This window comes from Prevotella sp. tc2-28 (assembly GCF_900107705.1).
Taxonomy (GTDB): domain Bacteria; phylum Bacteroidota; class Bacteroidia; order Bacteroidales; family Bacteroidaceae; genus Prevotella.
Window position 1 is genome coordinate 133,143 of record NZ_FNRE01000005.1, and the last position, 24,062, is coordinate 157,204.

General features: G+C 49.3%; 25 protein-coding genes and 1 tRNA gene. 17 read left to right on the top strand and 9 right to left on the bottom strand.

Annotated elements, in window-relative coordinates; translation table 11 throughout:
- Window positions 1-31 precede the first annotated feature (31 nt).
- The gene (locus BLU47_RS06210) at window positions 32-2,071 is read right to left on the bottom strand and encodes a hypothetical protein (protein ID WP_143025489.1); all 2,040 of its coding nucleotides are present in this window, start codon (window positions 2,069-2,071) and stop codon (window positions 32-34) included.
- A gap of 256 nt (window positions 2,072-2,327) precedes the next feature.
- Here BLU47_RS06210 and BLU47_RS06215 point away from each other — a divergent pair, with 256 nt between their 5' ends.
- Window positions 2,328-2,576: a hypothetical protein gene (locus tag BLU47_RS06215; protein WP_143025490.1), complete on the top strand. Its 249-nt coding sequence runs from the start codon at window positions 2,328-2,330 to the stop codon at window positions 2,574-2,576.
- An 832-nt stretch (window positions 2,577-3,408) separates the two neighbouring features.
- Window positions 3,409-3,663: a TIGR03905 family TSCPD domain-containing protein gene (locus BLU47_RS06225; RefSeq protein WP_091959947.1), complete on the top strand. Its 255-nt coding sequence runs from the start codon at window positions 3,409-3,411 to the stop codon at window positions 3,661-3,663.
- Between the two features lie 59 nt (window positions 3,664-3,722).
- Here the strand turns inward: BLU47_RS06225 and BLU47_RS06230 are convergent.
- Window positions 3,723-3,796 (bottom strand) — tRNA-Met (locus tag BLU47_RS06230).
- A 134-nt stretch (window positions 3,797-3,930) separates the two neighbouring features.
- Between BLU47_RS06230 and BLU47_RS06235 the strand changes: the two genes are divergently transcribed.
- The 10 genes from BLU47_RS06235 to BLU47_RS06280 all read left to right on the top strand — a co-directional run bounded on the left by BLU47_RS06235 (window position 3,931) and on the right by BLU47_RS06280 (window position 14,414).
- On the top strand, window positions 3,931-4,338 hold the full coding sequence (locus BLU47_RS06235; protein WP_176780479.1) for an START-like domain-containing protein: 408 nt from the start codon (window positions 3,931-3,933) through the stop codon (window positions 4,336-4,338).
- A 3-nt stretch (window positions 4,339-4,341) separates the two neighbouring features.
- Window positions 4,342-6,270: an LptF/LptG family permease gene (locus BLU47_RS06240; protein WP_091959951.1), complete on the top strand. Its 1,929-nt coding sequence runs from the start codon at window positions 4,342-4,344 to the stop codon at window positions 6,268-6,270.
- Between the two features lie 24 nt (window positions 6,271-6,294).
- Complete coding sequence (locus BLU47_RS06245; protein ID WP_091959953.1) at window positions 6,295-7,506, top strand: bifunctional 3,4-dihydroxy-2-butanone-4-phosphate synthase/GTP cyclohydrolase II; 1,212 nt, start codon at window positions 6,295-6,297, stop codon at window positions 7,504-7,506.
- Window positions 7,507-7,616: 110 nt separating this feature from the next.
- Window positions 7,617-8,813 carry a pyridoxal phosphate-dependent aminotransferase gene (locus BLU47_RS06250; RefSeq protein WP_091959954.1) on the top strand — a complete coding sequence of 399 codons (1,197 nt, stop codon included), beginning with the start codon at window positions 7,617-7,619 and terminating at the stop codon, window positions 8,811-8,813.
- Between the two features lie 137 nt (window positions 8,814-8,950).
- Window positions 8,951-9,781: a MotA/TolQ/ExbB proton channel family protein gene (locus BLU47_RS06255; RefSeq protein WP_091959956.1), complete on the top strand. Its 831-nt coding sequence runs from the start codon at window positions 8,951-8,953 to the stop codon at window positions 9,779-9,781.
- Window positions 9,782-9,824: 43 nt separating this feature from the next.
- A complete protein-coding gene (locus tag BLU47_RS06260) occupies window positions 9,825-10,439 on the top strand; it encodes an ExbD/TolR family protein (protein ID WP_091959957.1) in 615 nt (204 codons plus the stop codon).
- A 3-nt stretch (window positions 10,440-10,442) separates the two neighbouring features.
- Complete coding sequence (locus tag BLU47_RS06265) at window positions 10,443-11,093, top strand: ExbD/TolR family protein (RefSeq protein WP_091959959.1); 651 nt, start codon at window positions 10,443-10,445, stop codon at window positions 11,091-11,093.
- A 21-nt stretch (window positions 11,094-11,114) separates the two neighbouring features.
- The gene (locus BLU47_RS06270) at window positions 11,115-11,945 is read left to right on the top strand and encodes an energy transducer TonB (protein ID WP_091959960.1); all 831 of its coding nucleotides are present in this window, start codon (window positions 11,115-11,117) and stop codon (window positions 11,943-11,945) included.
- A gap of 1 nt (window position 11,946) precedes the next feature.
- Complete coding sequence (locus BLU47_RS06275; RefSeq protein ID WP_091959962.1) at window positions 11,947-12,909, top strand: PstS family phosphate ABC transporter substrate-binding protein; 963 nt, start codon at window positions 11,947-11,949, stop codon at window positions 12,907-12,909.
- Between the two features lie 77 nt (window positions 12,910-12,986).
- On the top strand, window positions 12,987-14,414 hold the full coding sequence (locus BLU47_RS06280; RefSeq protein ID WP_091959963.1) for a tetratricopeptide repeat protein: 1,428 nt from the start codon (window positions 12,987-12,989) through the stop codon (window positions 14,412-14,414).
- Window positions 14,415-14,496: 82 nt separating this feature from the next.
- Here the strand turns inward: BLU47_RS06280 and BLU47_RS06285 are convergent, their stop codons facing one another.
- Window positions 14,497-14,664: a 4Fe-4S binding protein gene (locus BLU47_RS06285; RefSeq protein ID WP_091959966.1), complete on the bottom strand. Its 168-nt coding sequence runs from the start codon at window positions 14,662-14,664 to the stop codon at window positions 14,497-14,499.
- Between the two features lie 162 nt (window positions 14,665-14,826).
- Between BLU47_RS06285 and BLU47_RS06290 the strand changes: the two genes are divergently transcribed.
- Entirely contained in the window at window positions 14,827-15,573 is a 747-nt protein-coding gene (locus BLU47_RS06290) for a type IX secretion/gliding motility protein PorT/SprT (RefSeq protein WP_091960182.1), read from the top strand.
- Window positions 15,574-15,576: 3 nt separating this feature from the next.
- Here BLU47_RS06290 and BLU47_RS06295 read toward each other — a convergent pair whose 3' ends face one another.
- Together BLU47_RS06295 and BLU47_RS06300 are read right to left on the bottom strand one after the other, a co-directional pair.
- Window positions 15,577-16,416, bottom strand: coding sequence for a bifunctional metallophosphatase/5'-nucleotidase (locus BLU47_RS06295; protein ID WP_091959967.1), 840 nt, complete (start codon window positions 16,414-16,416; stop codon window positions 15,577-15,579).
- 26 nt (window positions 16,417-16,442) lie between these two features.
- The gene (locus BLU47_RS06300) at window positions 16,443-17,204 is read right to left on the bottom strand and encodes a 5'-nucleotidase C-terminal domain-containing protein (RefSeq protein WP_091959970.1); all 762 of its coding nucleotides are present in this window, start codon (window positions 17,202-17,204) and stop codon (window positions 16,443-16,445) included.
- Window positions 17,205-17,369: 165 nt separating this feature from the next.
- Between BLU47_RS06300 and rplS the strand changes: the two genes are divergently transcribed.
- Entirely contained in the window at window positions 17,370-17,732 is a 363-nt protein-coding gene (gene rplS / locus BLU47_RS06305) for a 50S ribosomal protein L19 (protein WP_091959973.1), read from the top strand.
- A 33-nt stretch (window positions 17,733-17,765) separates the two neighbouring features.
- On the opposite strand, the gene BLU47_RS06310 is transcribed toward rplS, so the two are convergent.
- Window positions 17,766-17,978 (bottom strand): hypothetical protein, encoded by a 213-nt coding sequence (locus BLU47_RS06310; protein WP_091959975.1) that lies wholly within the window; start codon window positions 17,976-17,978, stop codon window positions 17,766-17,768.
- A gap of 66 nt (window positions 17,979-18,044) precedes the next feature.
- Between BLU47_RS06310 and BLU47_RS06315 the strand changes: the two genes are divergently transcribed.
- From BLU47_RS06315 to BLU47_RS06325, 3 genes are read left to right on the top strand one after another with little or no spacing between them, the layout of a single operon-like run.
- Window positions 18,045-19,235: a phosphoribosylaminoimidazolecarboxamide formyltransferase gene (locus BLU47_RS06315; protein ID WP_255402108.1), complete on the top strand. Its 1,191-nt coding sequence runs from the start codon at window positions 18,045-18,047 to the stop codon at window positions 19,233-19,235.
- Window positions 19,236-19,238: 3 nt separating this feature from the next.
- Window positions 19,239-19,436 carry a hypothetical protein gene (locus tag BLU47_RS06320; RefSeq protein WP_091959980.1) on the top strand — a complete coding sequence of 66 codons (198 nt, stop codon included), beginning with the start codon at window positions 19,239-19,241 and terminating at the stop codon, window positions 19,434-19,436.
- A 26-nt stretch (window positions 19,437-19,462) separates the two neighbouring features.
- Window positions 19,463-20,713, top strand: coding sequence for a glycosyl hydrolase 53 family protein (locus BLU47_RS06325; RefSeq protein WP_091959983.1), 1,251 nt, complete (start codon window positions 19,463-19,465; stop codon window positions 20,711-20,713).
- 86 nt (window positions 20,714-20,799) lie between these two features.
- On the opposite strand, the gene BLU47_RS06330 is transcribed toward BLU47_RS06325, so the two are convergent.
- Genes BLU47_RS06330 through BLU47_RS06340 form a run of 3 tightly spaced genes read right to left on the bottom strand, consistent with a single transcriptional unit; the run spans window position 20,800 to window position 24,041 of the window.
- Window positions 20,800-21,582, bottom strand: coding sequence for a ZIP family metal transporter (locus tag BLU47_RS06330; protein ID WP_176780480.1), 783 nt, complete (start codon window positions 21,580-21,582; stop codon window positions 20,800-20,802).
- A gap of 11 nt (window positions 21,583-21,593) precedes the next feature.
- Entirely contained in the window at window positions 21,594-22,925 is a 1,332-nt protein-coding gene (locus BLU47_RS06335; RefSeq protein ID WP_091959989.1) for a TolC family protein, read from the bottom strand.
- Between the two features lie 3 nt (window positions 22,926-22,928).
- Window positions 22,929-24,041 carry an efflux RND transporter periplasmic adaptor subunit gene (locus BLU47_RS06340; protein WP_091959992.1) on the bottom strand — a complete coding sequence of 371 codons (1,113 nt, stop codon included), beginning with the start codon at window positions 24,039-24,041 and terminating at the stop codon, window positions 22,929-22,931.
- Between the last annotated feature and the right edge of the window lie 21 nt (window positions 24,042-24,062).

A 24,062-nucleotide genomic window follows, 5' to 3' on the forward strand; every position in this document is an offset into this window, starting at 1 on the left:
GTTAATAATTTTTGGTTTAGTATCTTGTTACTCATTCTTTTGCCTTAACTTCAACTTTATATTCGCTGTGCTTGCCATCGGTAGTAAACCACTTGATGGTATATTGAGAGATGCCGAGGTCGAGAGCATACTCGCGCAGCGTCTGACCACCATCGCTGTTGTGGAGCAAATAATCTGCCTGGGCGACCAATATCTTGATGGTGTTCTCGCTCTCTGCCGTCTTGTCGGCAAGCGACTGTTTTGTCTGGTAGAGGTCTGGGAACTGCTTTTCCAAGTATTGAGTGAGTAGGCCCTTCTGTCCTTCATGACCCTCCTGACCTATCTCTGGGAAGGTGACGTCCATGTGCCATGTCTGCTCAGCACGGTTAGGCACGATGAGCTTATATTTATTATCCTCTGGGTATGTTCCCGTTTTCATGCCAAATATCCAGTTGTCTTTGTCGGAATACATGCTCTCCATCCATGAATCGCTTGTGACCTCCAGGGTGTATTCCCCTTCTGGATTCTCTACAGACCAGCATGCCTGATTGTCCATGTTTACGTCAGTGGTGATTGAGGTAGGAGCCATCTTGTGCTTGTCTGAATTAGAATCTTTGTAGGTATTCTGGCCGTTCTCGTATTTCCACGTAACCTTGTTTGCCTCAGTGTTCTTCTGCACCGCTATCTCCTTGGTGTTGGTGGTAGTGGTCATGGTATAACTGGTGCCATTCGTCCATCCGTGTGAGTAATTGAGGCCGACTGAAGGTTGAAAACCTACCATGCCCATGGAGACTCCAACGGTGCTTGTCTCTGAGTGCGTCTCGCCCACAGCTATAGATGTGCTCATGGTGTTGTTGTCGGTCGTAGGAAGGGCATCCTCCAGTTTTATGGTGCCCGAACCAACAAGGTTCAGCGAGTATTCGCCCTTCTGCCACCATGCACCATAGTATCCTGTGTAATGTGTGCCATCATAGTCGTAATTTGCATCTATCCATTCATCTTCTTTGTAAGGACCTGCATAAAGGGTCTTGTTGGGATCAAAGCGTGCATCACCCTCTTGCTGACCTCCAACGGCTGACAGCGCTTTTTGCTCCACGAAGTAATAGTCCTTATTGGTCTTCATATTGTGGCTGCCCCACACGCGGATGGTTTCAGTAAAGCCGTTAGGCTTATGGAGCGATTGCCCATTCCAATCCTGAGTCGCCAAATGTGTCTGATAGTAATGCTCTTCGCTGGCGCCCATCAGTTCATTGATAGCACCACCGCCATCAGCACGGTTGGTGACTCTGTTAGTAGGTGTCTGAGCATTCTTGGAATTAAGCCACATGGCAGCACCGTCGGCAAGGCAACCGCTGCTGCGCTTGGTGTAGTCGGGATTGTGTATCTCTTCTTTTACAACCTCTTTTCCATCCTTGTCTGTGTATGAGGATCTGACCAAGACACCCTGGTGAGGCTCGCACTGGTAGTAACCCATTGGCGAGAAGATGACCATCTCGGCAACAGCATCTGTTCCGCTGGCAGCACCTCGTCTGCCTGCTATTGCAGCGATATTGGCAACGCGGGCGTTAATCCTCGCTGCATCAGAATTGATGGCATTGCCAGACTGCTGATTGGGAGGAGTGATTGTAACATGTCCACTCTGTGTCATCAACTCGACGGTGGCCTGCTCTAATTTAGTAGATAACTGCTCTGCCACCTCTACCAAGTGCGCATTATGAGGCTTCTCTACTGCGATATATCCTCCCTGGAGGTATATCTTTGCTGCCTGCATCCACTCAGTAATTGGGCGATTTTTGATGTCCTCACCCTTGATGAGGATCATCTTAGTGTCTGAGGTCACCTCGTTGGTCTTGATGTTCAAACGGCGCACTAAGGCAGCACCCATAGAGTTCTCGTCAAACGAGCTCAGCACGGCTGTCGGCATGTCGGCAGTCACCTTGACATTCAACTCGTCAACATTCACGTCGGTAGGATTAACTCCGCCGCCGTTATCATTGCTGGCTATGTCTTCTACAGCACAGCCTGTCATCATCGTCGCAATCCCCATCATTAGGACTGCAAGAAAAATGTAATTACGTTTTTTTGTCTTCATAATCATTTCAATTTTAGGTCTTATCAATAGATGTTGCAAATATACAACATTTTTTTTAGATATGCAAGCTAAATCACCATTTTTTACTCATTTTTTGAAAGTGCACAATAGGGTCGGTTCCGCTGTGCACTCAGCTTAGGATCAATCTTGTCAAGTCGTGTCTGCGCTTCGTTCATATATATTGTTTTTTCTGTTTTTATTTTGTCGTTTCATTATTTATGTCTATTTTTGCAAGCAGAATAAATATCTATTAGGTATGACAACAATGCAACTTAATGCGGAACTGCTCCGAAACATGAGCATCATTGCCGAAGACGAGAACCTGCTAAGGCGAGCTACAAAATACTTGCGCAAGCTCGTTGCCGAAAAGCATGAAGACCCCACACTGATTTCAAAGGAGGAATTCTTTGCCAGTCTTGACAGAGGCGAAGAAGAGTACCGTCAGGGTAAAACACATCGCATCAACTCAAAAGAGGAGTTAAACCATTTTCTCAATAGCCTTTGACCATCAAGTGCACAATAGGGTCGGTTCCGCTGTGCACTTCCCGTTAGCATCCTTGTAAGTGCCCAATCGAAAATTCGATGCGGCTATCTTCTTCCAAGTGCACAATAGGGTCGGTTCCGCTGTGCACTAAAGATAATCCTGCTGATTTTCTCCCAGTCAAAATGTGGTCATTTGGTCAAGGTCATTTTGGTCATTTTCAACTTCGGGAACGCGGTTATTTGCTCACTATATATATAAATATTAATATTTATATTATAGTGGCAGTTTTGACAGCATCCGTTTTCGATTTTGACCAAAATGACCATGACCAAAAATGACCGCGTCTATAAAAATTATTTTCTTCCTAAAATATTCGTGAACCGCAATGAAAGATTCTTACCTTTGCATTGTCAAATTGAAATAGCGGACAGGCGGTCTTTAAGGGTGAAAATTGCGAGGATTAAATCTAGAAATTGCGCGCATTAATGGTAGCAATTGTTTTCCTTAACAGTACCTACAGAAAGCGAAACAAGGCGACAACGAGAGTATTAATAAAATTATTTACAAATGTCTAACTAACTTATTATTAAAAATTATGGCTATTAAAGTAATTGCACAGCGACGTGAAGTAAAGCTCGGTAAGAATCCTGGCAAGAAGTTCGTGATGCGTCCCGACAGCGGTAGCATCATCGATGGTACGGACGAAGGGTAACGTTAAGAGGTAAGAAGTAAGAGGTGAGAATGAGGAAGTACATCTGACCTACGGTCGAAGGTACTCACGCTCGAGAAAACTCAAGAAAATCTTGGTTTTCTGCTCACTTATTCGTACCTTTGTCGGCAAAAAAGGAAGATTATGGCAACAAGACATGTACAATACGAGACGCACGGCACTTGCTCGAAGATGATTGATGTGACCGTGGACGAGAACAACATCATCCAGCAGGTATCCTTCCTGGGTGGATGCAACGGCAACTTGCAAGGTATCAGCCAGTTGGTGAAGGGTCAGCACGTGGACGACGTGATCAAGAAACTGAACGGCATCCGATGCGGAACGAAGAGCACTTCGTGTCCCGACCAGCTTTGTCGCGCGCTGGAACAGCTGAAGTAAGAGACATGCGAAAGAAAACAAAAAAGGCTGCTAATCAATGAATTAGCAGTCTTTCTTCGTAGCGGGAGGGGGACCCGAACCCTCGACCTCCGGATTATGAATCCGACGCTCTAACCAGCTGAGCTACCCCGCCATCTTGCTTGTAAGCGGGTGCAAAGGTACAACTATTTTCCGAAACTCCAAAACTTTTTAGGGAAAAATCTTTGTGTTTCGATTTTTTTTTGTACTTTTGCGCTGTAATTCATGTAAATGATCCTACCTAATAATATGGAAACAATGAAAAAGCTAACCATCGAATACCCTCTCTCGACGAAGTCGCCGAAAATCGTATGGGACATGATTAGTAACGCTGCAGGCCTGCAAAAGTGGCTGGCAGATACCGTCACCGAAGACAACGACACCATGACGTTCACCTGGGGGCACCCCTGGACGGAGCGTGACACCAAACAATCCAAGATACTTGAAGTAGCCAAATACGACCACATACGTATGTTGTGGGACTACCACGAGGACACTCCTGAGGCTTTCTGGGAGATGCGCATTGTGGGTAGCGACCTTACAGGACAGCTGAGTCTGCTCATCACCGACTTTGCCGCTGACGACGACGAGGAGTCGGACTTGCGCGGCATCTGGGACGACAACTTAGAGCGGCTACACCGTGTTAGCGGGCTTTGATTTATGCTGCGCATTAAGAAATTAGACATATTTATCACCAAACAGTTCGGTCTGCTGTTTATCGCAACGTTCTTCATCTGCCAGTTTGTGTTGATGATGCAGTTCCTGTGGCGATATGTGGACGAGCTGATAGGCAAGGGACTGTCGATGGAGGTGCTGGCACAGTTCTTCTGGTACATGGGACTGATGCTGATGCCGCAGGCCTTCCCCCTGGCCATCCTGCTGTCTTCGCTGATAGCCTTCGGTAACCTGGGTGAGAGCTCGGAGCTGACAGCCATCAAGGCGGCAGGCATCTCGCTGATGCAGTCGATGCGCTCGCTGATCGTCATCGTGATAGCCATCTCCTGCATCTCCTTCTATTTCCAGGAGGTCATCGGTCCGAGGGCATTCATCTCATTCCAACAGCTCTTGCTATCGATGAAGCAGAAGAATCCCGAGGTGGAAATTCCCGAGGGCATCTTCTACGACGGCATTCCCAACTCAAACCTCTATGTGCAGAAGAAAGACCTGAACACGGGTATGCTGTACGGCATCATGATCTACCGCATGAACGGAGGCTACGAGGATGCTGCCGTGATATTGGCAGACTCAGGGCGCATACAAGCGACGGCAGAGAAGAAGCACCTGAAACTGACACTGTACAGCGGAGAATGGTTTGAGAACATGCGGCAGTCAGGACTGAACGTTTCGGCCAACGTCCCCTATCGCCGCGAGACTTTCTCGACCAAGACGATACTGCTCGACTTCGACGGTGACTTCAATATGGCGGAAGCTGGCGGAATAGCCGCTGACGCGCGTTCGAAGGGACTCGGCAAGATTCTGCACGACCTGGACTCCATCCGCGAATTCAACGACTCGGTAGGTCATGCCTACTACAACGAGGCGAAGAGCTACACCTTCTACGGTCCCGTGATGAGCAAGCAGGACTCGATAAAGGCTGCCCAGAAGGTAGCCCAGAACACAGCCACCATCGACACGCTGTACCTCCGACTCTCAGGCGACCAGCGCCAGAACGTGATGCGACAGGCTGCCAGCGATGCACAGTTGGCTAACAGCAACCTGGAGTTCAAGTCGGAATACTCCTTCTATCTGAACCGCGAAGAGCGCATGCACGAGATGGAAGCCATCAACAAGTTCACGCTGTCGCTGTCGTGCATCATCTTCTTCTTCATCGGAGCACCACTGGGAGCCATCATCCGCAAGGGTGGACTGGGTGTGCCCGTCATCATCTCCGTACTGGTGTTCATCGTGTTCTACATCCTGGACAGCACGGGTATGAAGATGGCGCGTGACGACAACTGGACGGTATGGTTCGGCAAACTGCTCGGCACCGTCGTGCTGTCTCCGCTGGCACTGTTCTTCACCCACAAGGCCAATAACGACTCGGTGGTATTCAACGTCGACCTGTACAAGGAGCTGGCCATGCAGATACTCGGACTGCGCACCAAGCGACACATCATGCGCAAGGAGGTCATCATCGAAGACCCGAAATACCTTATGGATGCAGAGATGCTGCAGAATATCAGTATCGAGGTAGACCAGTACTCCGTAGACCACAAGCTGCTGCGGTGGCCTAATCCTATCAAGGTATTCTTCCGTCCCGGTGACGATCATGAGATAGAGAACATCAACAACGTATTGGAAACAGCCATCGAGGACCTTTCTTACACGAAAGACAACTACGTGCTGACCAAGCTGAACCAATACCCCATCATTGCCACACACGCCCATACGCGCCCCTTCCAGCGCAAATGGCTGAACGTGGTGACAGGACTGTTCCTGCCTACGGGTATCTTCTTCTATTTCCGCATGATACGCTTCCGCTTCAGACTATATAAAGACTTGCAACATATCCTCCGCATCAACCAGAAACTCATTCCGAGAGTCATCAACCTGGGTGACCTGCAGCGTGAGATGGAGGTCGTTACATAATATATATAATAAGGTATAAGGAATATGGATACATTTAAGCTCAATACGATTGAAGAGGCGCTGACCGACTTTAAGGCTGGCAAATTCGTCATTGTCGTAGACGACGAAGACCGTGAGAACGAAGGCGACTTGATATGTGCCGCCGAGAAGATAACACCCGAAATGGTGAACTTCATGCTGAAGAATGCACGTGGCGTGCTCTGCGCTCCCGTCACCATCAGTCGCAGCGAAGAACTGGAACTGGCGCATCAGGTGCAGGACAACACGTCGCTGCTGGGAACGCCCTTCACCGTCACCATCGACAAGATAGAAGGCTGCAGCACAGGCGTGTCTGCTCACGACCGTGCCGCCACCATCCGTGCACTGGCTGATCCGACATCAACAGCCAAGACCTTCGGACGTCCGGGACACATCAACCCGCTGTATGCTCAGGACAACGGTGTACTGCGCCGGTCCGGTCATACCGAGGCTGCCATCGACCTCTGCAAGTTGTCTGGCCTCTACCCCGCCGGAGCATTGATTGAAATCATGAACGACGACGGCACGATGGCACGTATGCCACAACTCATGGAGTTTGCCCATAAGCACGACTTGAAGATTATCACCATCAAGGACATGATAGCCTACCGGCTGAAAAAGGAAAGCCTGGTAGAGAAAGGCGAAGAAGTGGACATGCCGACGGACTACGGTCACTTCCGACTGATCCCCTTCCGCCAGAAGAGCAACGGCCTAGAGCACATGGTACTCATCAAGGGAGAATGGAAAGAGGACGAGCCTGTACTGGTGCGCGTTCACTCTTCCTGCATGACAGGTGACATCCTGGGCTCGAAACGCTGCGACTGCGGCGAACAGCTGCACAAAGCCATGCAGATGATAGAGCAGGAGGGACGAGGCGTTATCGTGTATATGCAACAGGAGGGGCGCGGCATCGGACTGATGAACAAGATTGCCGCCTACAAGTTGCAGGAGGAAGGACTGGACACCGTCGACGCCAACATCCACCTGGGCTTCAAACCCGACGAGCGCGACTACGGATGTGGGGCACAGATACTGCGCCAGCTGGGTGTGCAGAAGATGCGACTCATGACCAACAACCCCGTGAAGCGCGTCGGACTGGAGGCCTACGGACTGGAAATCGTAGAAAACGTACCTATCGAAACGACACCCAACCCGTATAACCTGCGCTACTTGCAGACCAAAAAAGAGCGAATGGGACACACACTGCACTTGAAATAGTTCAAAATGTAAGTTTTTTCGTCCTTTTCGACAAAAAAACGTCCCATTTCTTTCGCAGAAAAGAATAAATTGATTACTTTTGCAACAAACATCTTACGAAACCTAAGAATATGGCACAATTATCTGATCGTCTACAACGACTAGCGCCATCAGCAACGCTGGCTATGTCACAAAAGAGTTCTGAAATGAAAGCACAAGGCATCGACGTGATTAACATGAGCGTCGGAGAGCCTGACTTCAACACACCAGACCATATCAAACAGGCAGCTAAGCTGGCTATAGACGAGAACTACTCACGCTACTCTCCCGTACCGGGATATCCCGACCTGCGCCAGGCTATTGCCCGCAAACTGGAACGTGAGAACCACCTGCACTACACACCAGCGGAAATCCTGGTGTCGAACGGTGCCAAGCAGAGTGTCTGCAATACCGTGATGGCACTCATCAACCCCGGCGACGAGGTCATCATCCCTGCACCCTATTGGGTAAGCTATCCGCAGATGGTTCTTCTTGCCGGCGGCAATCCCGTCATCGTGGAAGCTGGATTCGAACAGAACTTCAAGATGACACCCCAACAGCTGGAAGCTGCCATCACACCCAAGACACGACTGATCATCCTCTGCTCGCCGAGCAATCCTACCGGCAGCGTCTATTCGAAAGCCGAACTGGAAGGACTGGCTAATGTCATCAAGCAGCACGACGACCTGTTCGTACTGGCCGACGAGATATACGAACACATCAACTACGTCGGAAAGCATGAGAGCATCGCCCAGTTCGAGGGCATGAAGGAGCGCTCCATCATCGTCAACGGTGTCAGCAAGGCCTACGCGATGACCGGATGGCGCATCGGATACATCGCTGCCCCAGAGTGGATCGTCAAAGGATGTAACAAACTACAAGGACAATATACCAGCGGACCCTGTTCCGTCAGTCAGAAAGCTGCGGAGTTCGCCTATACGGCCAGCCAGGACTGCGTAGAAGAGATGCGCAAGGCCTTTGAGCGCCGTCGCAACCTCATCGTCAAACTCGCCAAGGACATTCCCGGACTGGAAGTGAACGTGCCCGAGGGCGCTTTCTACCTGTTCCCCAAGTGCAGCAGCTTCTATGGCAAGAAGACTCCCGACGGAGCCGTCATTGCCAACAGCACCGATCTGGCGATGTATCTGCTGGAGAAAGGACATGTAGCCACCGTTGGCGGCGACGCCTTCGGCGACCCCGAATGCTTCCGCATGAGCTATGCTACCAGTGACGATAATATCGTCGAAGCAATGCGCAGAATTAAGGAAGCTTTGGGTAATCTACGATAAAAATTGAGAAATATCAAGTTAAAAGTTCTTAATTAGGCGAATAGTAATTCCGAATTTACTATCTTTGCCGAGTATTACACGTTAGAATCATTTACAAACTAATTCATTTAATAACTAAAAAATTAAAATCATTTTTTATGGCAACATCAACAAAGGCTGCAGCCCCAGCCAAAAAAAATTCGGGCTTCCAAGGAATGAAAGCAGCATGGATTATTCTCGTAGTTTGCGCATGCTTAGGTTATGGTGTATGGTATTTCGTCATGGGTAACCCCGACAACTTCATCGGCGGCGATCGCAGCGGACACCCCGCTAACCTGCTGGGTACCGTTTACAAAGGAGGTTTCGTTGTAGGTCTGATCCTGACCCTGCTCTTCACCGTTATCTGCCTTGGTTTCGAGCGTTTCCTCGCTATCCGTACCGCTTCTGGTAAGATGAACCTCGCTAAGTTCACCGCTCAGGTTAAGGATGCTATCCGCGCTCAGAATTTCGACGAGGCTCGCAACCTCTGCAACAAGATGCAGGGTTCTGTAGCTAACGTCGTTATGGCTTCTATCAACATGTATCAGACCGTTGAAGGCGACAGCACACTGAAGAAGGCTGCCAAGATCGCTAAGATTCAGCAGGCTCACGAGGAGGCTACCCAGCTGGAGATGCCTACTCTGCAGATGAACATGCCTATGGTTGCTACCATCGTATCTCTGGGTACCCTGACCGCTCTGTTCGGTACTGTGCTCGGTATGATCGGTTCGTTCCAGGCTCTGTCTGCTGGTGGTGGTGCTGACTCTATGGCTCTGTCTGCCGGTATTTCTGAGGCCCTTGTGAACACAGCTTCTGGTATTTTGACCTCTTGGGTTGCTACCGTAGTTTACAACTTCTTCTCTAACAAGATCGACAAGCTGACTTACGCCCTCGACGAGATTGGTTACACTATCGCAGCTACTTACGACTCTAACCACACTGAGGCTTAATTTTCAGTCCATTCGCGTTTAAAACCTTAAAAACCGTTTTAGAATGGCTAAAATTAAGATACAGAAAAAAGACATCTGGATTGACATGACGCCTATGTCAGACGTGATGACGCTGCTTCTGTGCTTCTTTATGTTGACATCAACATTCTTGACGCCAGAGCCTATACAAGTCACCGCGCCTAACTCGGTGTCCGAGGTTAAGATTCCGGAGAGCGATGTCTTGAACATTCTGGTCAGCCCAGAAGGCAAGATCTTCCTCGGTACGGAAAACAAGAACTACATGAGAGATATGATGGACACGATGACCGATAAGTTCGGCATCACCCTGAATGCCACTCAGCAGAAGCACTTCCTGGAAGATGCTATGGCTGGTGCTCCCATGTCACAGCTTGCTGCTTACCTCAGCCTGGAGCCCGAGAAGATGGGCGAGGCCATCCAGAAGCTCGGTATCCCCACTGATAGCATCAATGGCGGAAAGAGCGAATTCCAGGAGTGGGTTTCCGCTGCTCGCAACGCTAACCCCGACATCCGTCTGGCCATCAAGTGCGACTCCAAGACGCCGTACAAGCTGGTGAAGGCCATGATGTCTGAACTCCAGGATATGAACGAGAACCGTTACCAGTTGATTACTAATCTTAAAACTGCATCGGAGGATTAAGCTATGGCAAAAAAGAATTTGAGTAAGCAGAAGAAAATGGATACCCGCGTGAACTTCACGCCAATGGTAGACATGATGATGCTTCTGATCACGTTCTTCATGCTGTGTACGACACTCGCTAAGCCTCAGGCCATGCAGTTGACGATGCCCAGTAACGATACGAACGTAGCTGAACAGGACAAATCGGTAACGAAAGCCTCTCATACCATTACCCTCTACCTGGGTGCCAACGATCAGATTTGGTACATTGCCGGACTGCCCAACTATGAGGATCCTTCTTGTGTCAAGAAGACCACATACGGAGCAAAGGGCATCCGCGACGTCCTGATCAACCACACCACAGAGGAAGGTGTTAACCCGATTGCCAAAATCATGGTAGCCAAGAAAGAGCTGGATGCCAAGAAGACAGCTTACAACAGTAAGATGACTGACGAGCAGTACCAGGCAGAACTTTCGAAGCTGAAGAAAGGTGAGTTGCCCAACGGTGAGAAGGTGCCCACGATGACCGTGATCATCCGCCCGCTGGATACCGCTACCTATGAGAACATGATTGCCGCTCTTGACGAGATGCTCATTTGCAGCATTGATAAGTACGTGATTGATAAAATCGGCCCTGAGGATCAGGAACTGATTACAAAGGCTGGTGTTAAGTAATCTTCAAAAACGAAAGAAACTATGGCAAAAATAGATCTTATAGATAATAGCTGGGTCGACCTCGTGTTTGAAGGAAAGAACCAGAATTACGGTGCATATCAACTGCGCAAGAGCACCGGTTCCCGCAATGTTAAGGCAATGCTTATCATGCTGGCTATCGGTATTGCAATCGCTGCCTTCGTAGCCATCAAAGGTGTCGTGGAGAACGCCATGAAACAGGACGTTGCCATCGAGGCCGATGTGGAGCTGGCAAAGCTGGCTGAGAAGAAGGAAGCTAAGGTTGAGAAGAAAGAAGAACCGAAAATTGAGAAAGTTGAAGTAGAAAAGGTTAAGAGTTCTGTAAAGTTCGTTCCTCCCGTTATCAAGAAGGATAGCGAGGTGAAGCCCGAAGAGGAGCTGAAGTCTCAGGAAGAACTGAACAAGACCAACACCGCTATCGGTGCATTCGACGTGAAAGGTAACGACGAGGCTGCAGGTGAAGTGCTGAAGGCTAAGGAAGTTATCGCACAGCCGGAACCCCCGAAGGAAGAAGAGACCAAGGTGTTCGACGTTGTTGAGCAGATGCCTTCATTCCCCGGTGGTCCTAGCGCACTGATGCAGTTCTTGAGCAGCAACATCAAGTATCCTGTTGTTGCTGAGGAGAACGGTGTTCAAGGCCGTGTAGTATGTACCTTCGTCGTTGAGAAGGACGGTTCAATTACCGACGTTCGCGTCATCAAGTCCGTTGACCCGTCACTCGACAAGGAAGCCATGCGCGTGGTCAAGAGCATGCCGAAGTGGATTCCTGGTAAGCAGAACGGTTCGGCCGTACGCGTAAAGTACACCGTGCCTGTAACCTTCAGACTGCAATAACATGAATAGAAACGTATTCAATAATATTATTGGATTAACTCTTATTTTAGGCTTGTTCCTCGCTTGTGGGAACAAGCCTAAAAATACAAAAGCGGAGCAGGACTATCAGAAAGCTGCCAGATATTTCGTAGCCGACGAAAGTTTCAGCCCCATCCTCAACGAAGCCCTCGACGTCTTCCGCTACAACAGCATACTTGACACCCTTGAAGCCAAGTACACCAACGAGCAGGATGCCGTCAAGGAACTGATGAACCTGAAGACCTGGCTGGCATTCACTACGCGCGACTTTACCGAGAAGGAGCGCCAAAACCTCAAGGACCGTAAATACCTGCCGAGAACCATCGCCATCGCATACGACGGACTGGCTATCATCGTCAACAACGCCAATCCCGACACGTGTATCACCGTCAAGGACTTCAAGCGCATCCTCAAGGGAGAGGTCTCGCAATGGAAACAACTCTACCCTACATCAAAACTGGGCAATATCGATGTCGTCTTCGACAACCCTTTGTCCAGCACCGTACGTTGGTGCGTCGACTCACTCCTGGGAGGAAAAGAGTTTGCAGCACCCAACATCGGAGCCGTCAAGACCAGTGCTGCCGTTATCGATTATGTGGAGCGACATGAGAACTCGCTGGGCATCATCGGTTCCAACTGGCTCAACGACAGCCGTGACACCACCAATGTCACCTTTAAGAAGAATATAACAGTCATGAAGGTCAGCAAACTGGATAGCGCCACAGCATACAACAGCTGGCGCCCCTACCAGTACTACCTATACAACGGCAACTATCCGCTGATACGAACCATCTATGCGCTGCTCAACGAGCCCCGAAGCGGACTGCCTTCCAACTTTGCACATTTCTGCCGGCTGCCCAAAGGACAGCTTATCATACAGAAGTCTGGCCTGCTACCCATCCAGGCAGCCACCAACGTCAGACCGGTATATGTGAATAAAGAATAAAATCAGAAACTTTTTATTGTTTCGTACGTCATAAGACAAAGAACATCATACAAAGTCAAACATAAAAAAAAAGAATTATGAAAGCAATCAAATATCTATTCACCGCTGCATTGCTGACAGGTTTCAGCTCAGCAGCAATGGCACAGGACGGCACAAAGGCCGACATCGATGCCGTAAAGAAAATCATCAGTAGCAAACCCGCAGATCTCGACAAGCAGATGAAGCCTTATTACAAGGAGAACAAGAAGAATGCCGAGAATCTGGTAGCTTTCGGTCGCGAGTTCATGGCAGCCAAGGATACTGCGAACGCCAAGACTTACGCCAACTACGCCCTGCAGGCCAGCAAGAACAAATGTGCTGCTGCCTTCATCCTGCTGGGTGACATCGAGGCTATCTCAGACAACGGTGGCGGTGCTGCTGCCCAGTATGAGCAGGCCATCTATGTAGATCCGAAGAATCCGGATGCCTACTACAAGTATGCTAACGTCTACCGTAAGATCAGCCCCAGCGGAGCTGTTGCCAAGCTGAACGAGCTGCGCCAGCAGCGTCCCGACATTGCCGTTGATGCTCTGGCCGGACGTATCTATTACATGTCTAACGAGTTCGACAAGGCGCTTGCTGCCTACGACAAGGCCGACAAGAACAAGATGGAAGAGCGCGACCTCAGCGACTATGCGATGTCTGCCTTCTTCAAGCAGAAGTACGACAAGGCTCTTGAAGTGGCTAAGTTCGGTCTCTCCAAGAATCCTCGTCACGCAGCCTTCAACCGTCTCGCCTTCTTCAACAGCACTGAGCTGAAGAAGTACGACGACGCACTCATGTATGCTGACGCCTTGTTCAACAAGTCTGACTCAGCCAAGTTCTCTTACTACGACTACACCTATTATGGCAATGCCCTGATTGGTGCCAAGCAGCCTCAGAAAGCCATCGAGATGTACGAGAAGGCTCTGAAGCAGGAGGATATGGACAACAAAGCTAAGCGTGCCGGTGTCGTTAAGCAGCTCTCTGACGCTTACCGTGATATGGAGGACTTCCCCAATGCCATCAAGCACTACAAGGACTACCTGGCTAGCATGGAAAAGCCGACAGCTAACGACCTTGCAGCCCTTGCAAGTCTTCACATGCAGCATGGTGCCACACTGAAGGATAATGCACAGGCAGAAGCCTTCAAGATGGCTGACGAGACCTACGCCGACCTCGCACAGAAGTACGAGAACGCTATGGAGTATGCTACCTTCATGCGTGCCCGCGTGAATGGTCAAATGGACCCCGACCAGTCAAAGGGTCTGGCTAAGCCTTACTACGAGAAGCTCGTCGAGCTGATTGGTCCGAAGACCGAACTGGACGCTACCGAGAAGGCTCGTCTGAAGGAGAGCTACCACTATCTGATCTCTTACTACTTCATCCAGAAGGATGACAAGGCTACCGCCAAGGACTATGCAGCTAAGATGCTGGTCATCGATCCTGAGAATCAGATTGCAAAACAAGTGATGGATGCCAAGTAAGCATCCATCACTATAGGATAAAGAAAATGGGCTTCCTCAACGGAAGCCCATTCGTTTTTAACCACATAATTCAGCGTATTCCTTAAGGAAGGCTGATAGCCTCTGACGGACAAACGTCAGCGCATGTGCCGCACTCAGTGCAAACATCGGGGTTGATTGAATACTTGTCACCCTCAGAGATTGCTCCGGCGGGACACTCGTCGATACATGTACCGCATGCGATGCAGTCGTCACCAATTACGTATGCCATAATTTTATTCGTTTAATTAGTTAATACTTAAAAATTGTGATGCAAAGATAGGGATTATTTTTCATATATACCTAATTTTTGGTAGAGTTTTTTGCATTTTTGCCGCAATTTATACTTAGTCGAAATAATAAATCGCGCCTTTCCAGCGTTATGATGATACAGATGAAACGACGATTTATCCTATTTCTGACAGGGCTGATGGCCCTGACAATTTCTGCCCAGAGCGACCGCCGTGTGCAGAACAAACCCTATATTGACCTACGCCCGATGCACTTCGGTATCCTGGTAGGTACTCACCTGCAGGATCTCGAACTGGAGAACGTGGGACCATACATCATGACGGATGCTGACGGAAACGTCACAGAACAGTATATTCTATGTGATGCCGACAAGTGGAATCCAGGATTCTCGGTGGGCGTCCTGGCCGACTTTCGGCTGAGCAACCATTTCGCACTGCGCTTCACACCTACCATGCATTTCGGTGCCAAGCACCTGACGTTTAGCAACATGAAGCAGCTGGATGCTCAAGGGCGCCCTCTGCAACAGACGCAGGACCTTAAAAGCACCTATGTATCATTGCCACTGGACATCAAGTTCTCTGCTCCACGATGGAACAACTACAGGCCTTATATCATGGCGGGTATCAATCCGACGATTAACCTGACAAGCAACGATCAGGAGATGGTGAGCCTCAAGCGATACAACACCATGTTGGAAGTGGGACTGGGATGTGACTTCTACCTGCCTTTCTTCAAACTGATTCCCGAACTGAAGTTCTGTTTCGGACTGGGTAGTGTTCTCGACAAGAATCACGTAAATGAATTGCGCGATGCCAACCTCCGGGCCTATGCCGGCAGCGTCAGCAGCGCGCAATCAAAAATGGTGGTTCTTACCTTCTATTTTGAATAAGCCTTATTTGAAGTCGACAATCATCTTGCCAACAAAGATGGCATGCTTACCGTTCTGATCGACAGGGATGGGCTTGCCGTCCATGTTCTTCCAATACTCCAACTGTGTCATATAGGTATGTGTATGTCCTCCCAATACAAGGTCAATATTCCGTGACCTGCTGATGACATACTGGTCGTCCTCCTCTTGATAGCTGTTCCATCCGAGGTGAGAGATACAGATGACATAATCACACTTCTGCTGCTCCTTGAGCATCGTGGCTGTTTCCAATGCCACTTTGGCTGGATTAAGGTATTTCACCCCCACACAGTTCTTGTCGCTGACGAGCCCAGCCAGTTTCGGACATACGGCAAAAACGCCAATCTTCAGTCCGTTACGCTTGATGACTATCCAGGGCTTGCAGACGCCCTCCATCACCGTTCCCGTGAAGTCATAGTTACTGCAAAGGATGGGGAAAGTGGCTTTCTTGAACTTTTCAGCCATAATATCCAATCCGAAGTCAAACTCATGATTACCGATGGTGGATGCGTCAATACCCATCATGTTCATCAGCCCTATCTCGACATCGCCTTTAAACATCGTGAAATAGGCCGAACCCTGAAAGAAGTCTCCGCTGTCGAAGTAGAGTAAGTCAGGGTGCTTACTGCGCTCTTCCTTCAACATGGCAATGCGCCTCAGGAAACCTCCTCTACCCGCCTTCATGGTGTCAACCAGTTGCGGATTGACAGGAAGGATGGTTGAATGGGTATCATTGGTATGCAAGATGACCAACTGCTTGTGTTTCTTCGCCAGACCGCTGAGCGATACCAGAGCCAACAATATAATAAATAGGTACTTTTTCATACTTCTTACATCTTACATCATACATCTTACTTCACTATCACTCTTCCCTCTATCTGGGAGTCTACCACCTTACCGTCTTTGGCCATCTCACGGAAATAGTCCATGATGACAAAGCGGGCGTTGTTATTGTTATCCTTGGGGGCATTGATGTCGCGACCTTTCTTAAACGCCTCCATCTTATCATTGCCGCCCAACAGATAGTCAATGGTGGCTACACGATAATCCTTTTGCGGATCGACAGGTTTACCGGATAATGTCGCACTCACCAGTTGACCATCCTTGGTAATCACCAAACGCACCTCATGGCTAACACCCTCACCGCCGACAGCGGCCATCTGGCGGAACAACTCCAACACGACATCGCCTCGCATCGTGGCGAAAGCTATCTTATTCTCAAACGGTGCAACATCAAGGACATCACCATAGGTCACATTGCCCTTAGGCAAGTCAGCCCTGACACCTCCCATATTATAAACGCCAAAGTCTGGTTTCTCCTGGTAGTTTTTACCTGCCCGTACCAGAATGTCGGCAAGCAGGTTGGGGAGCGTACCTTCTGGGCGCTGTGTCGTCATGTTGCGTGCTGATCGCCCTACGATGGGTCCCATCACACTGTCAACAACATGCTTATAAGGTTCCAGGAACTTGGCAGCCTCAGCGTCGGGGGTTGCATCATAGCGAGCATCTACCAATATCCGGCTGCGCTGAACGGAAGCCACCTCATAATGTGACTTACACGATGCCAGTATCAAGAACGACACCAGCGCGAAGAAAATAGTCTTTCTATTCATGAATATACTAGGTTTTGCGTGCAAAAATACAAAAAAAATTTGGATTCTCCAAATATTATTCGTACCTTTGCACCCGCTTTCGGCGTAATCGCTGGCAGGAAGTTACGAGTTGCCTGTTATGTTGCGTTGGAACGATAACAACAATTTTAAACGTTTAAAGAAAAAATGGATTTAATTAAAGTTGCTGAAGAAGCATTTGCAACCGGCAAGCAGCACCCCAGTTTCAAGGCTGGTGACACTGTAACTGTCGCTTACAAAATTATCGAGGGTTCAAAGGAGCGTATCCAGCTCTTCCGTGGCGTAGTCATCAAGATTAGCGGCCATCAGGAGAAGAAGCGCTTCACTGTTCGTAAGATGTCAGGAACCGTAGGTGTAGAGCGTATCTTCCCGCTGGAGTCTCCTAACATTGAGAGCATCGAAGTGAACAAGGTTGGTAAGGTTCGTCGCGCTAAGCTTTACTATCTGCGCAAGCTCACCGGTAAGGCTGCACGTATTAAGGAGAAGCGTTCTGCTGTCAAGGCAGACTAATCCCTGCAACCTGCACAGCATAAAAAGAGACACTCATTTGTTGGGTGTCTCTTTTTTATTCTGATGATGACCGCCGTAGATGGTCTCGCCGCCTAAGTCGCCATGCAGTGTTTCCTGAAAAGAATCCCAGTCCTGAAAACCTGCCAACAGCGACAGTCGGTCCAATGTTTTTTTATTCGGTCTCTTCAGCAACTCATGCTCAACGGCCTCCAACAGTTTGCGTAATGCCTGTCTTTTTTTCTCCATAACGGTGCAAAGTTACGAATAATTTTTTGTAACTTTGCACGCAGAATAAAAAACTTACCTATTTATATAATGAAAGAACTACAACTCAAGTACGGATGCAATCCGAACCAGAAGCCTTCCCGCATCTTCATGCAGGAGGGAGAGCTCCCCATCGAAGTGATTAACGGACGTCCTGGCTACATCAATTTCCTGGATGCCTTCAATGCTTGGCAATTGGTAAAGGAATTAAAAGAGGCTACCGGTCTGCCCGCTGCAGCTTCGTTCAAGCATGTCAGTCCTGCCGGAGCTGCTGTTGGACTTCCCCTGAGCGACACGCTGAAGAAGATTTATTTCGTTGACGACGTAAAAGGTCTGGATGAGAGTCCGATAGCATGTGCCTATGCCCGTGCGCGTGGTGCCGACCGTATGTCAAGCTACGGTGATTTTGTAGCACTCTCCGATACGTGTGACGCCACCACCGCTCAACTGCTGAAGCGCGAGGTGAGCGACGGTGTGATTGCCCCAGACTTTACGGCTGAAGCCATCGAGATTCTGAAAGACAAGCGCAAGGGTACCTACAACGTCATTAAAATTGACCCGGCATACAAGCCTGAGCCCGTTGAGCGCAAGCAGGTGTTCGGAATTACTTTTGAGCAAGGCCGCAACGAAATCAAGCTGGACGATCCCACCCTGTTTGAAAATATCCCCACACGGAATAAGACCTTTACCGCTGAAGCCAAGCGCGACCTGATCATCGCCCTGATTACGCTGAAATATACACAGTCTAACTCCGTCTGCTATGTGAAGGACGGACAGGCTATCGGCATCGGTGCCGGACAACAGAGTCGTATCCACTGTACCCGTCTGGCTGGCAATAAGGCCGACATCTGGTGGCTGCGCCAGCATCCGAAGGTGATGGCCCTACCCTTCAAGGAGGGTATCCGTCGTGCTGACCGCGATAACACCATCGATGTATATATCTCTGAAGACGAGCACGACGACGTGCTGCGCGATGGTGCTTGGCAGCAGTTCTTCACCCGCCAGCCAGAAGTGCTGACACTGGAAGAGAAGAAAGCGTGGATTGCCAAGAATACGAAGGTAGCTTTAGGCTCTGATGCCTTCTTCCCCTTCGGCGACAACATTGAGCGCGCCCACAAGAGCGGCGTAGAATTCATTGCCCAGGCTGGCGGCAGTGTGCGTGACGACCATGTCATCATGACCTGCGACAAATATGGTATCGCAATGACCTTCACAGGTGTACGTCTTTTCCATCATTAAACTATGAGTAAGGAAAGCGATTTCGAAGATATCCTAGTGAATGGAATCTCCTTCGGACGTGGCGGAGGTCCTCGCCCTTCAGAAGACAAGGTGAAGACGAAGGCCAAGAAGAAGAAATACATAACCGGTGCTCACGGTAGCGGCTCTGCCCGACAGAAAGCCAAATACCGTGAGCAACGGGCTAACCGCCATAAGAAATAACAAACCCAAAACGACTACTGACTGATATGAAAAAAACACTACTCCTAACACTATGCTGCATCTTGTCACTAACCATTACCGCACAGAAATATGTGGGCGGTGATATCTCCATGCTAAAGAAATTCATAGATGAGGGTGCCATCTACAAGGACTATGACGACCAACCTGTTGAACCACTAACGTTTTTCAAGCAACAGGGATGGAACGCACAACGCGTCCGACTATTCGTAGATCCGGCAAATGCGACGGATACCGAAAAGAAAGAAGGAGCGATTCAGGACTTAGAATACGTCAAAGCACTAGGAAAAAGTATCAAGGATGCCGGTCTCTCGCTCATGCTTGACTTCCACTACAGCGATACATGGACACACCCCGGACAGCATGGCACACCAGCAGCATGGAAGAACCTCACAGCAGACCAGATGGCAACCAAGGTTTATGATTATACCAAGAACTGCCTACAAGAAATGATCAAAGCCGGTGCTACACCCGACTTCATACAAGTGGGCAACGAAATTACCGATGGAATGCTGTTTCCCACCGGTAAAATCAGCAACAGCAGCGAGTCATGGGATATTCTTGTCAACCTTATCAAGGAAGGCATTAAAGCCTGTAATGAGATATGTCCACAGGCAAAAACCGTACTTCATACAGAGCTGCACAACTACGATATGGTGAAGACCTTCTATGCCAAGATGGCTAATGCTACTGTTCAGTATGACATCATCGGCCTTAGTTACTACCCTGATTTTCATAACTCGCTGACTGTCTTCAACACACTGCTAACCCAGTTGGAAACAACCTATACAGGCAAACAAATCATGATTGTCGAGACAGGATATGGATTCGAGTACCAATTGGCAGGAGCCAAATACAACTTCACATCAACATATCCGCTCACGGATACAGGACAGCAGAAATTCACAAAGGCGCTCATCGAAACACTCAATACCCATGAGCGAGTGACAGGACTCTTCTGGTGGTATCCAGAATACAATCTTAACGGCATCATCAACAAAACCGGCACAGAGGATTGGAGCAAAGATTTTACCAGCGGCTATTGGAATGGTGCCCTATTCTGGCCAAGGTCGGGTTATCCGCTCTCCGCTATCAAGGAACTAAAATCTTTCCTTGGGGGGTATTCTGGCATTGAGACCATACGCTCCTCCAGTCAGCAAGATGGAATCTGGTACACATTGGATGGACGCAGGCTGAATGGAAAACCTGCCGCACGAGGGCTTTACATCCATAACGGCAAGAAGATAATTGTCAAATAAAACGAGGTTACGGCTCGTTAACGACGAGATTACGGCTCATGAGCGACGAGCCGTAATCTCGTTGCTTTTATGATGTCGGCGCCATGTTACCCCATCACTACATCGAGTACCATCATCAGCACAAAACCAACAGCAAAACCGATGGTACTGAGATTAGAGTGCTTGCCCGCTGAAGCTTCGGGTATCAGTTCCTCAACAACCACATAGAACATGGCTCCTGCGGCAAAGGCAAGCATGTAGGGCATGACTGGCATCAAGACTGAGGCGAGTAGTAGAACGGCTAGTGCTCCGATAGGCTCGACAGCTCCGCTCAAACTGCCAATCAAAAACGATCGCCACTTGCTGTTGCCTTCTGCACGCATGGGCATGGAGATAATAGCACCCTCTGGAATGTTCTGAATGGCAATACCCAGCGAGACAGCCACTGCCGATGCTACGGACAGTCCTGTCGCACCTTGTTCTGCTCCTGCAAATACTACGCCGACGGCCATTCCCTCTGGCAGGTTGTGGATAGTGACTGCCAATGCCAGCATCGCTGTTCGCGACAGTCGGGAGCGAGGACCTTCCGGAGTATCTGAACCCACATGAAGGTGTGGTGTAAAGTCGTCGAGTGCCAACAGGAATCCCATGCCTAACAGGAACCCCACGGCAGCAGGCAGGACACTCCATTTGCCACTATCTGCCTCCATCTCCATCGCTGGTATCAGCAGTGACCATACCGATGCAGCAACCATCACACCGGAAGCGAAGCCCAATAGCGTTTTCTGCACTCGGGGCGACATGTCGTCCTTCATAAAAAAGACGAATGCCGCTCCGAGCATGGTTCCCAAGAGGGGAATGAGTAGTCCTATGATTAATGTCGTTGTCATCATTGGCAGTATCAGAAGGTCAGCTCGCGCCCCCGATAGAACTCGAGCAAGGCCGTTTGGTACAGGTATTCGTAGCGCGACTGAACCAGGTCACTCTCCGCTTTCAGATACTTGTTCTTGGCATCGTCAAACTCCACCATAGTGGCTTTGCCATTCTCGTATTTCGCCTGCATCAACTCAAAGGCTTGCTTACTGCTCTGTGCTGCGACCTTACTGCTCTCGTGCTTAGCCTGGGCAGCTACGGCACTGTAATATGCCTGCTGTATTTCCTTATAGAGTACCTTCTTCGCGTTGTTCAATGTCAGCTGCTGTGTCTCACGGTCAATGCGGGCCCTGCGAATGTTGTTGCGTGTAGCCAAACGGTTAAAGAGGGTGTAGTTCAGCGATACCCCCACATACTGGGCAAAGTTGTTCTTCAATTGCGAAAAAAAGGCGTCCGAGTTGACACCATTGGTCTTAAAGTAGTTAGACTGCAAACCCGCGTTGAAGTTCAATGTCGGATAAAGGGCAGCCTGGGCAATCTTTATGTTATGATCCGTTCCACGCAGGCGCAGTTCCTCAGCCAATATCTCTGGTTTGAAGGTCAGCGCTTCACGGTATATCAGCTCAGGAGACACCAACTGGTGAGAGGTCTCCAACGCATCCAGATTATCCAAAGAAGGACGGATAATCGAGAATCCTTCGGGCGTCGGGAGTTCCAGAAGCTGGCTCAGGGTGAGCAAGGAGAGCTGACGCGTGTTATCAGCCTGTGTTGCTGTCAACTGCGACTTAGCCAGTGTGGCTTTCTGTTGCGACAATTCAGCCTGACTAGCCTTTCCATTCTCATAGAGTCCCTGCAAGCGAGCCACCTGCATGGAGTCAATGGTGACCTGACGGTGAGCCACATCGGCAATCTCCATGTCATAGAGAATCTGCACATAGCCCTTTGCCACCTGCATTCGGATGTCATTGCGCGCCTTCTCCAAATCCTGAACGGCAGCATCCAGGTTCAACTGGTTCAACTTGATGGTATTGGTGATATTAAAACCCGTAAAGAGGGGCACATTGGTACCCAGGCTCATTGACGTATTGTTGGTATTACGATTAGAGTAAGTACCATCAATGGTCTGAGCACGACCGAAGTTAAAAGCCTCATTAGCCTGGAATGTAGCATTAGGCAACCGGCTGTTCTTGGCTGTAGACAATTGCACCTCACGCTGACGCTCCGCATTGACTTTCTGCTTCACACCAATGTTGTGTTCTACGGCATATTCCGTACACTGGCGGAGCGACCAGGGTTGCTGGGCCTGTGCAGACTGCAACGACAGTGCAGCAAGCAACGCGATAAACAAACTCTTCGTCATAGGTTAATCCTCCTTGTTATCAGCTACTACTTCCGGACCGCGCACTTTTTCCTTGGCTGTCAGCCCTTTCTTGACTTCAATGTTCACACCGTCGCTCAAGCCTGTTACCACCTGACGTCGCTCATACTCCTTCTGACCCTTGACATCTTTGACGACATACACGAAAGTAGAGTCGCCAGAGAACTCAATGGCACTCTCGGGGATGGTCAGCGCCTTGGTAACCTGATCCAGCACAATCTCAGCATTGGCAGAATAGCCCGAACGCAACTTGTCTTCTTTTGCCACCTTAACAGCAGCCTTGATCTCAAACTGGTTGGCACCGTTGCTCTCCGTAGCCTTTGGTGAGATATATTCGAGAAAGGCGTCGAACTTCAAATCCTGCAGAGCACCTATGGTGATCTTCATCGGCATCCCGTTGACCAGCTGGCCCACCTCTGTCTCGTCAATGTTACCACGGAAAATGAGGTCATTCATGTTAGCCACCGAGGCAATGGTGGTACCATCATTGAACGTATTGGAAAGAATCACCGAGTTACCCACCTTCACGGGGATATCAAGGATGACGCCGCTGATGGTTGAACGAACAAGTGTTGACGAGGCAGAAGCGTTAGACTTGGAGACACCGTCGCGCACCACCTGCAAGGCATCCTGGGCAGCGAGCACTTCCTCCTTAGCCTGATTCAACGCCTTCTTCACCTTATCGTACTCATCAGCCGAGACTAGTTTCTGGTCGAAGAGGTTCTTCTCGCGTTCAAAGTCAACCTTAGCCTGTTGCAGATTGATGTCAGCCAGTCGCACACGAGCCTCAGCGGAAGAGAGTTGTCCCATGTCAGGAATCACCTTTACCTTGGCGATGACCTCGCCTTGCTGCACATATTGGCCTGGTTCCTTCATCAGCTGGGTGATGATGCCCGAAATCTGAGGCTTGATGTTAACCTCATTACGAGGTTCAATCTTACCCGTAATAATGGTCGTTTTCTTCACCTCATTCATGGCTGGTGTAAACTCACTGTACACAATCTCCTTGGGTTGTGACTTCTGCCAAAGGAATACGAATGTTCCGATAAAGATCAATGCTATAATGACTGCAATGACCAACTTTCTGTACTTTTTCATTATTATCTTGTTTTTTTGTTA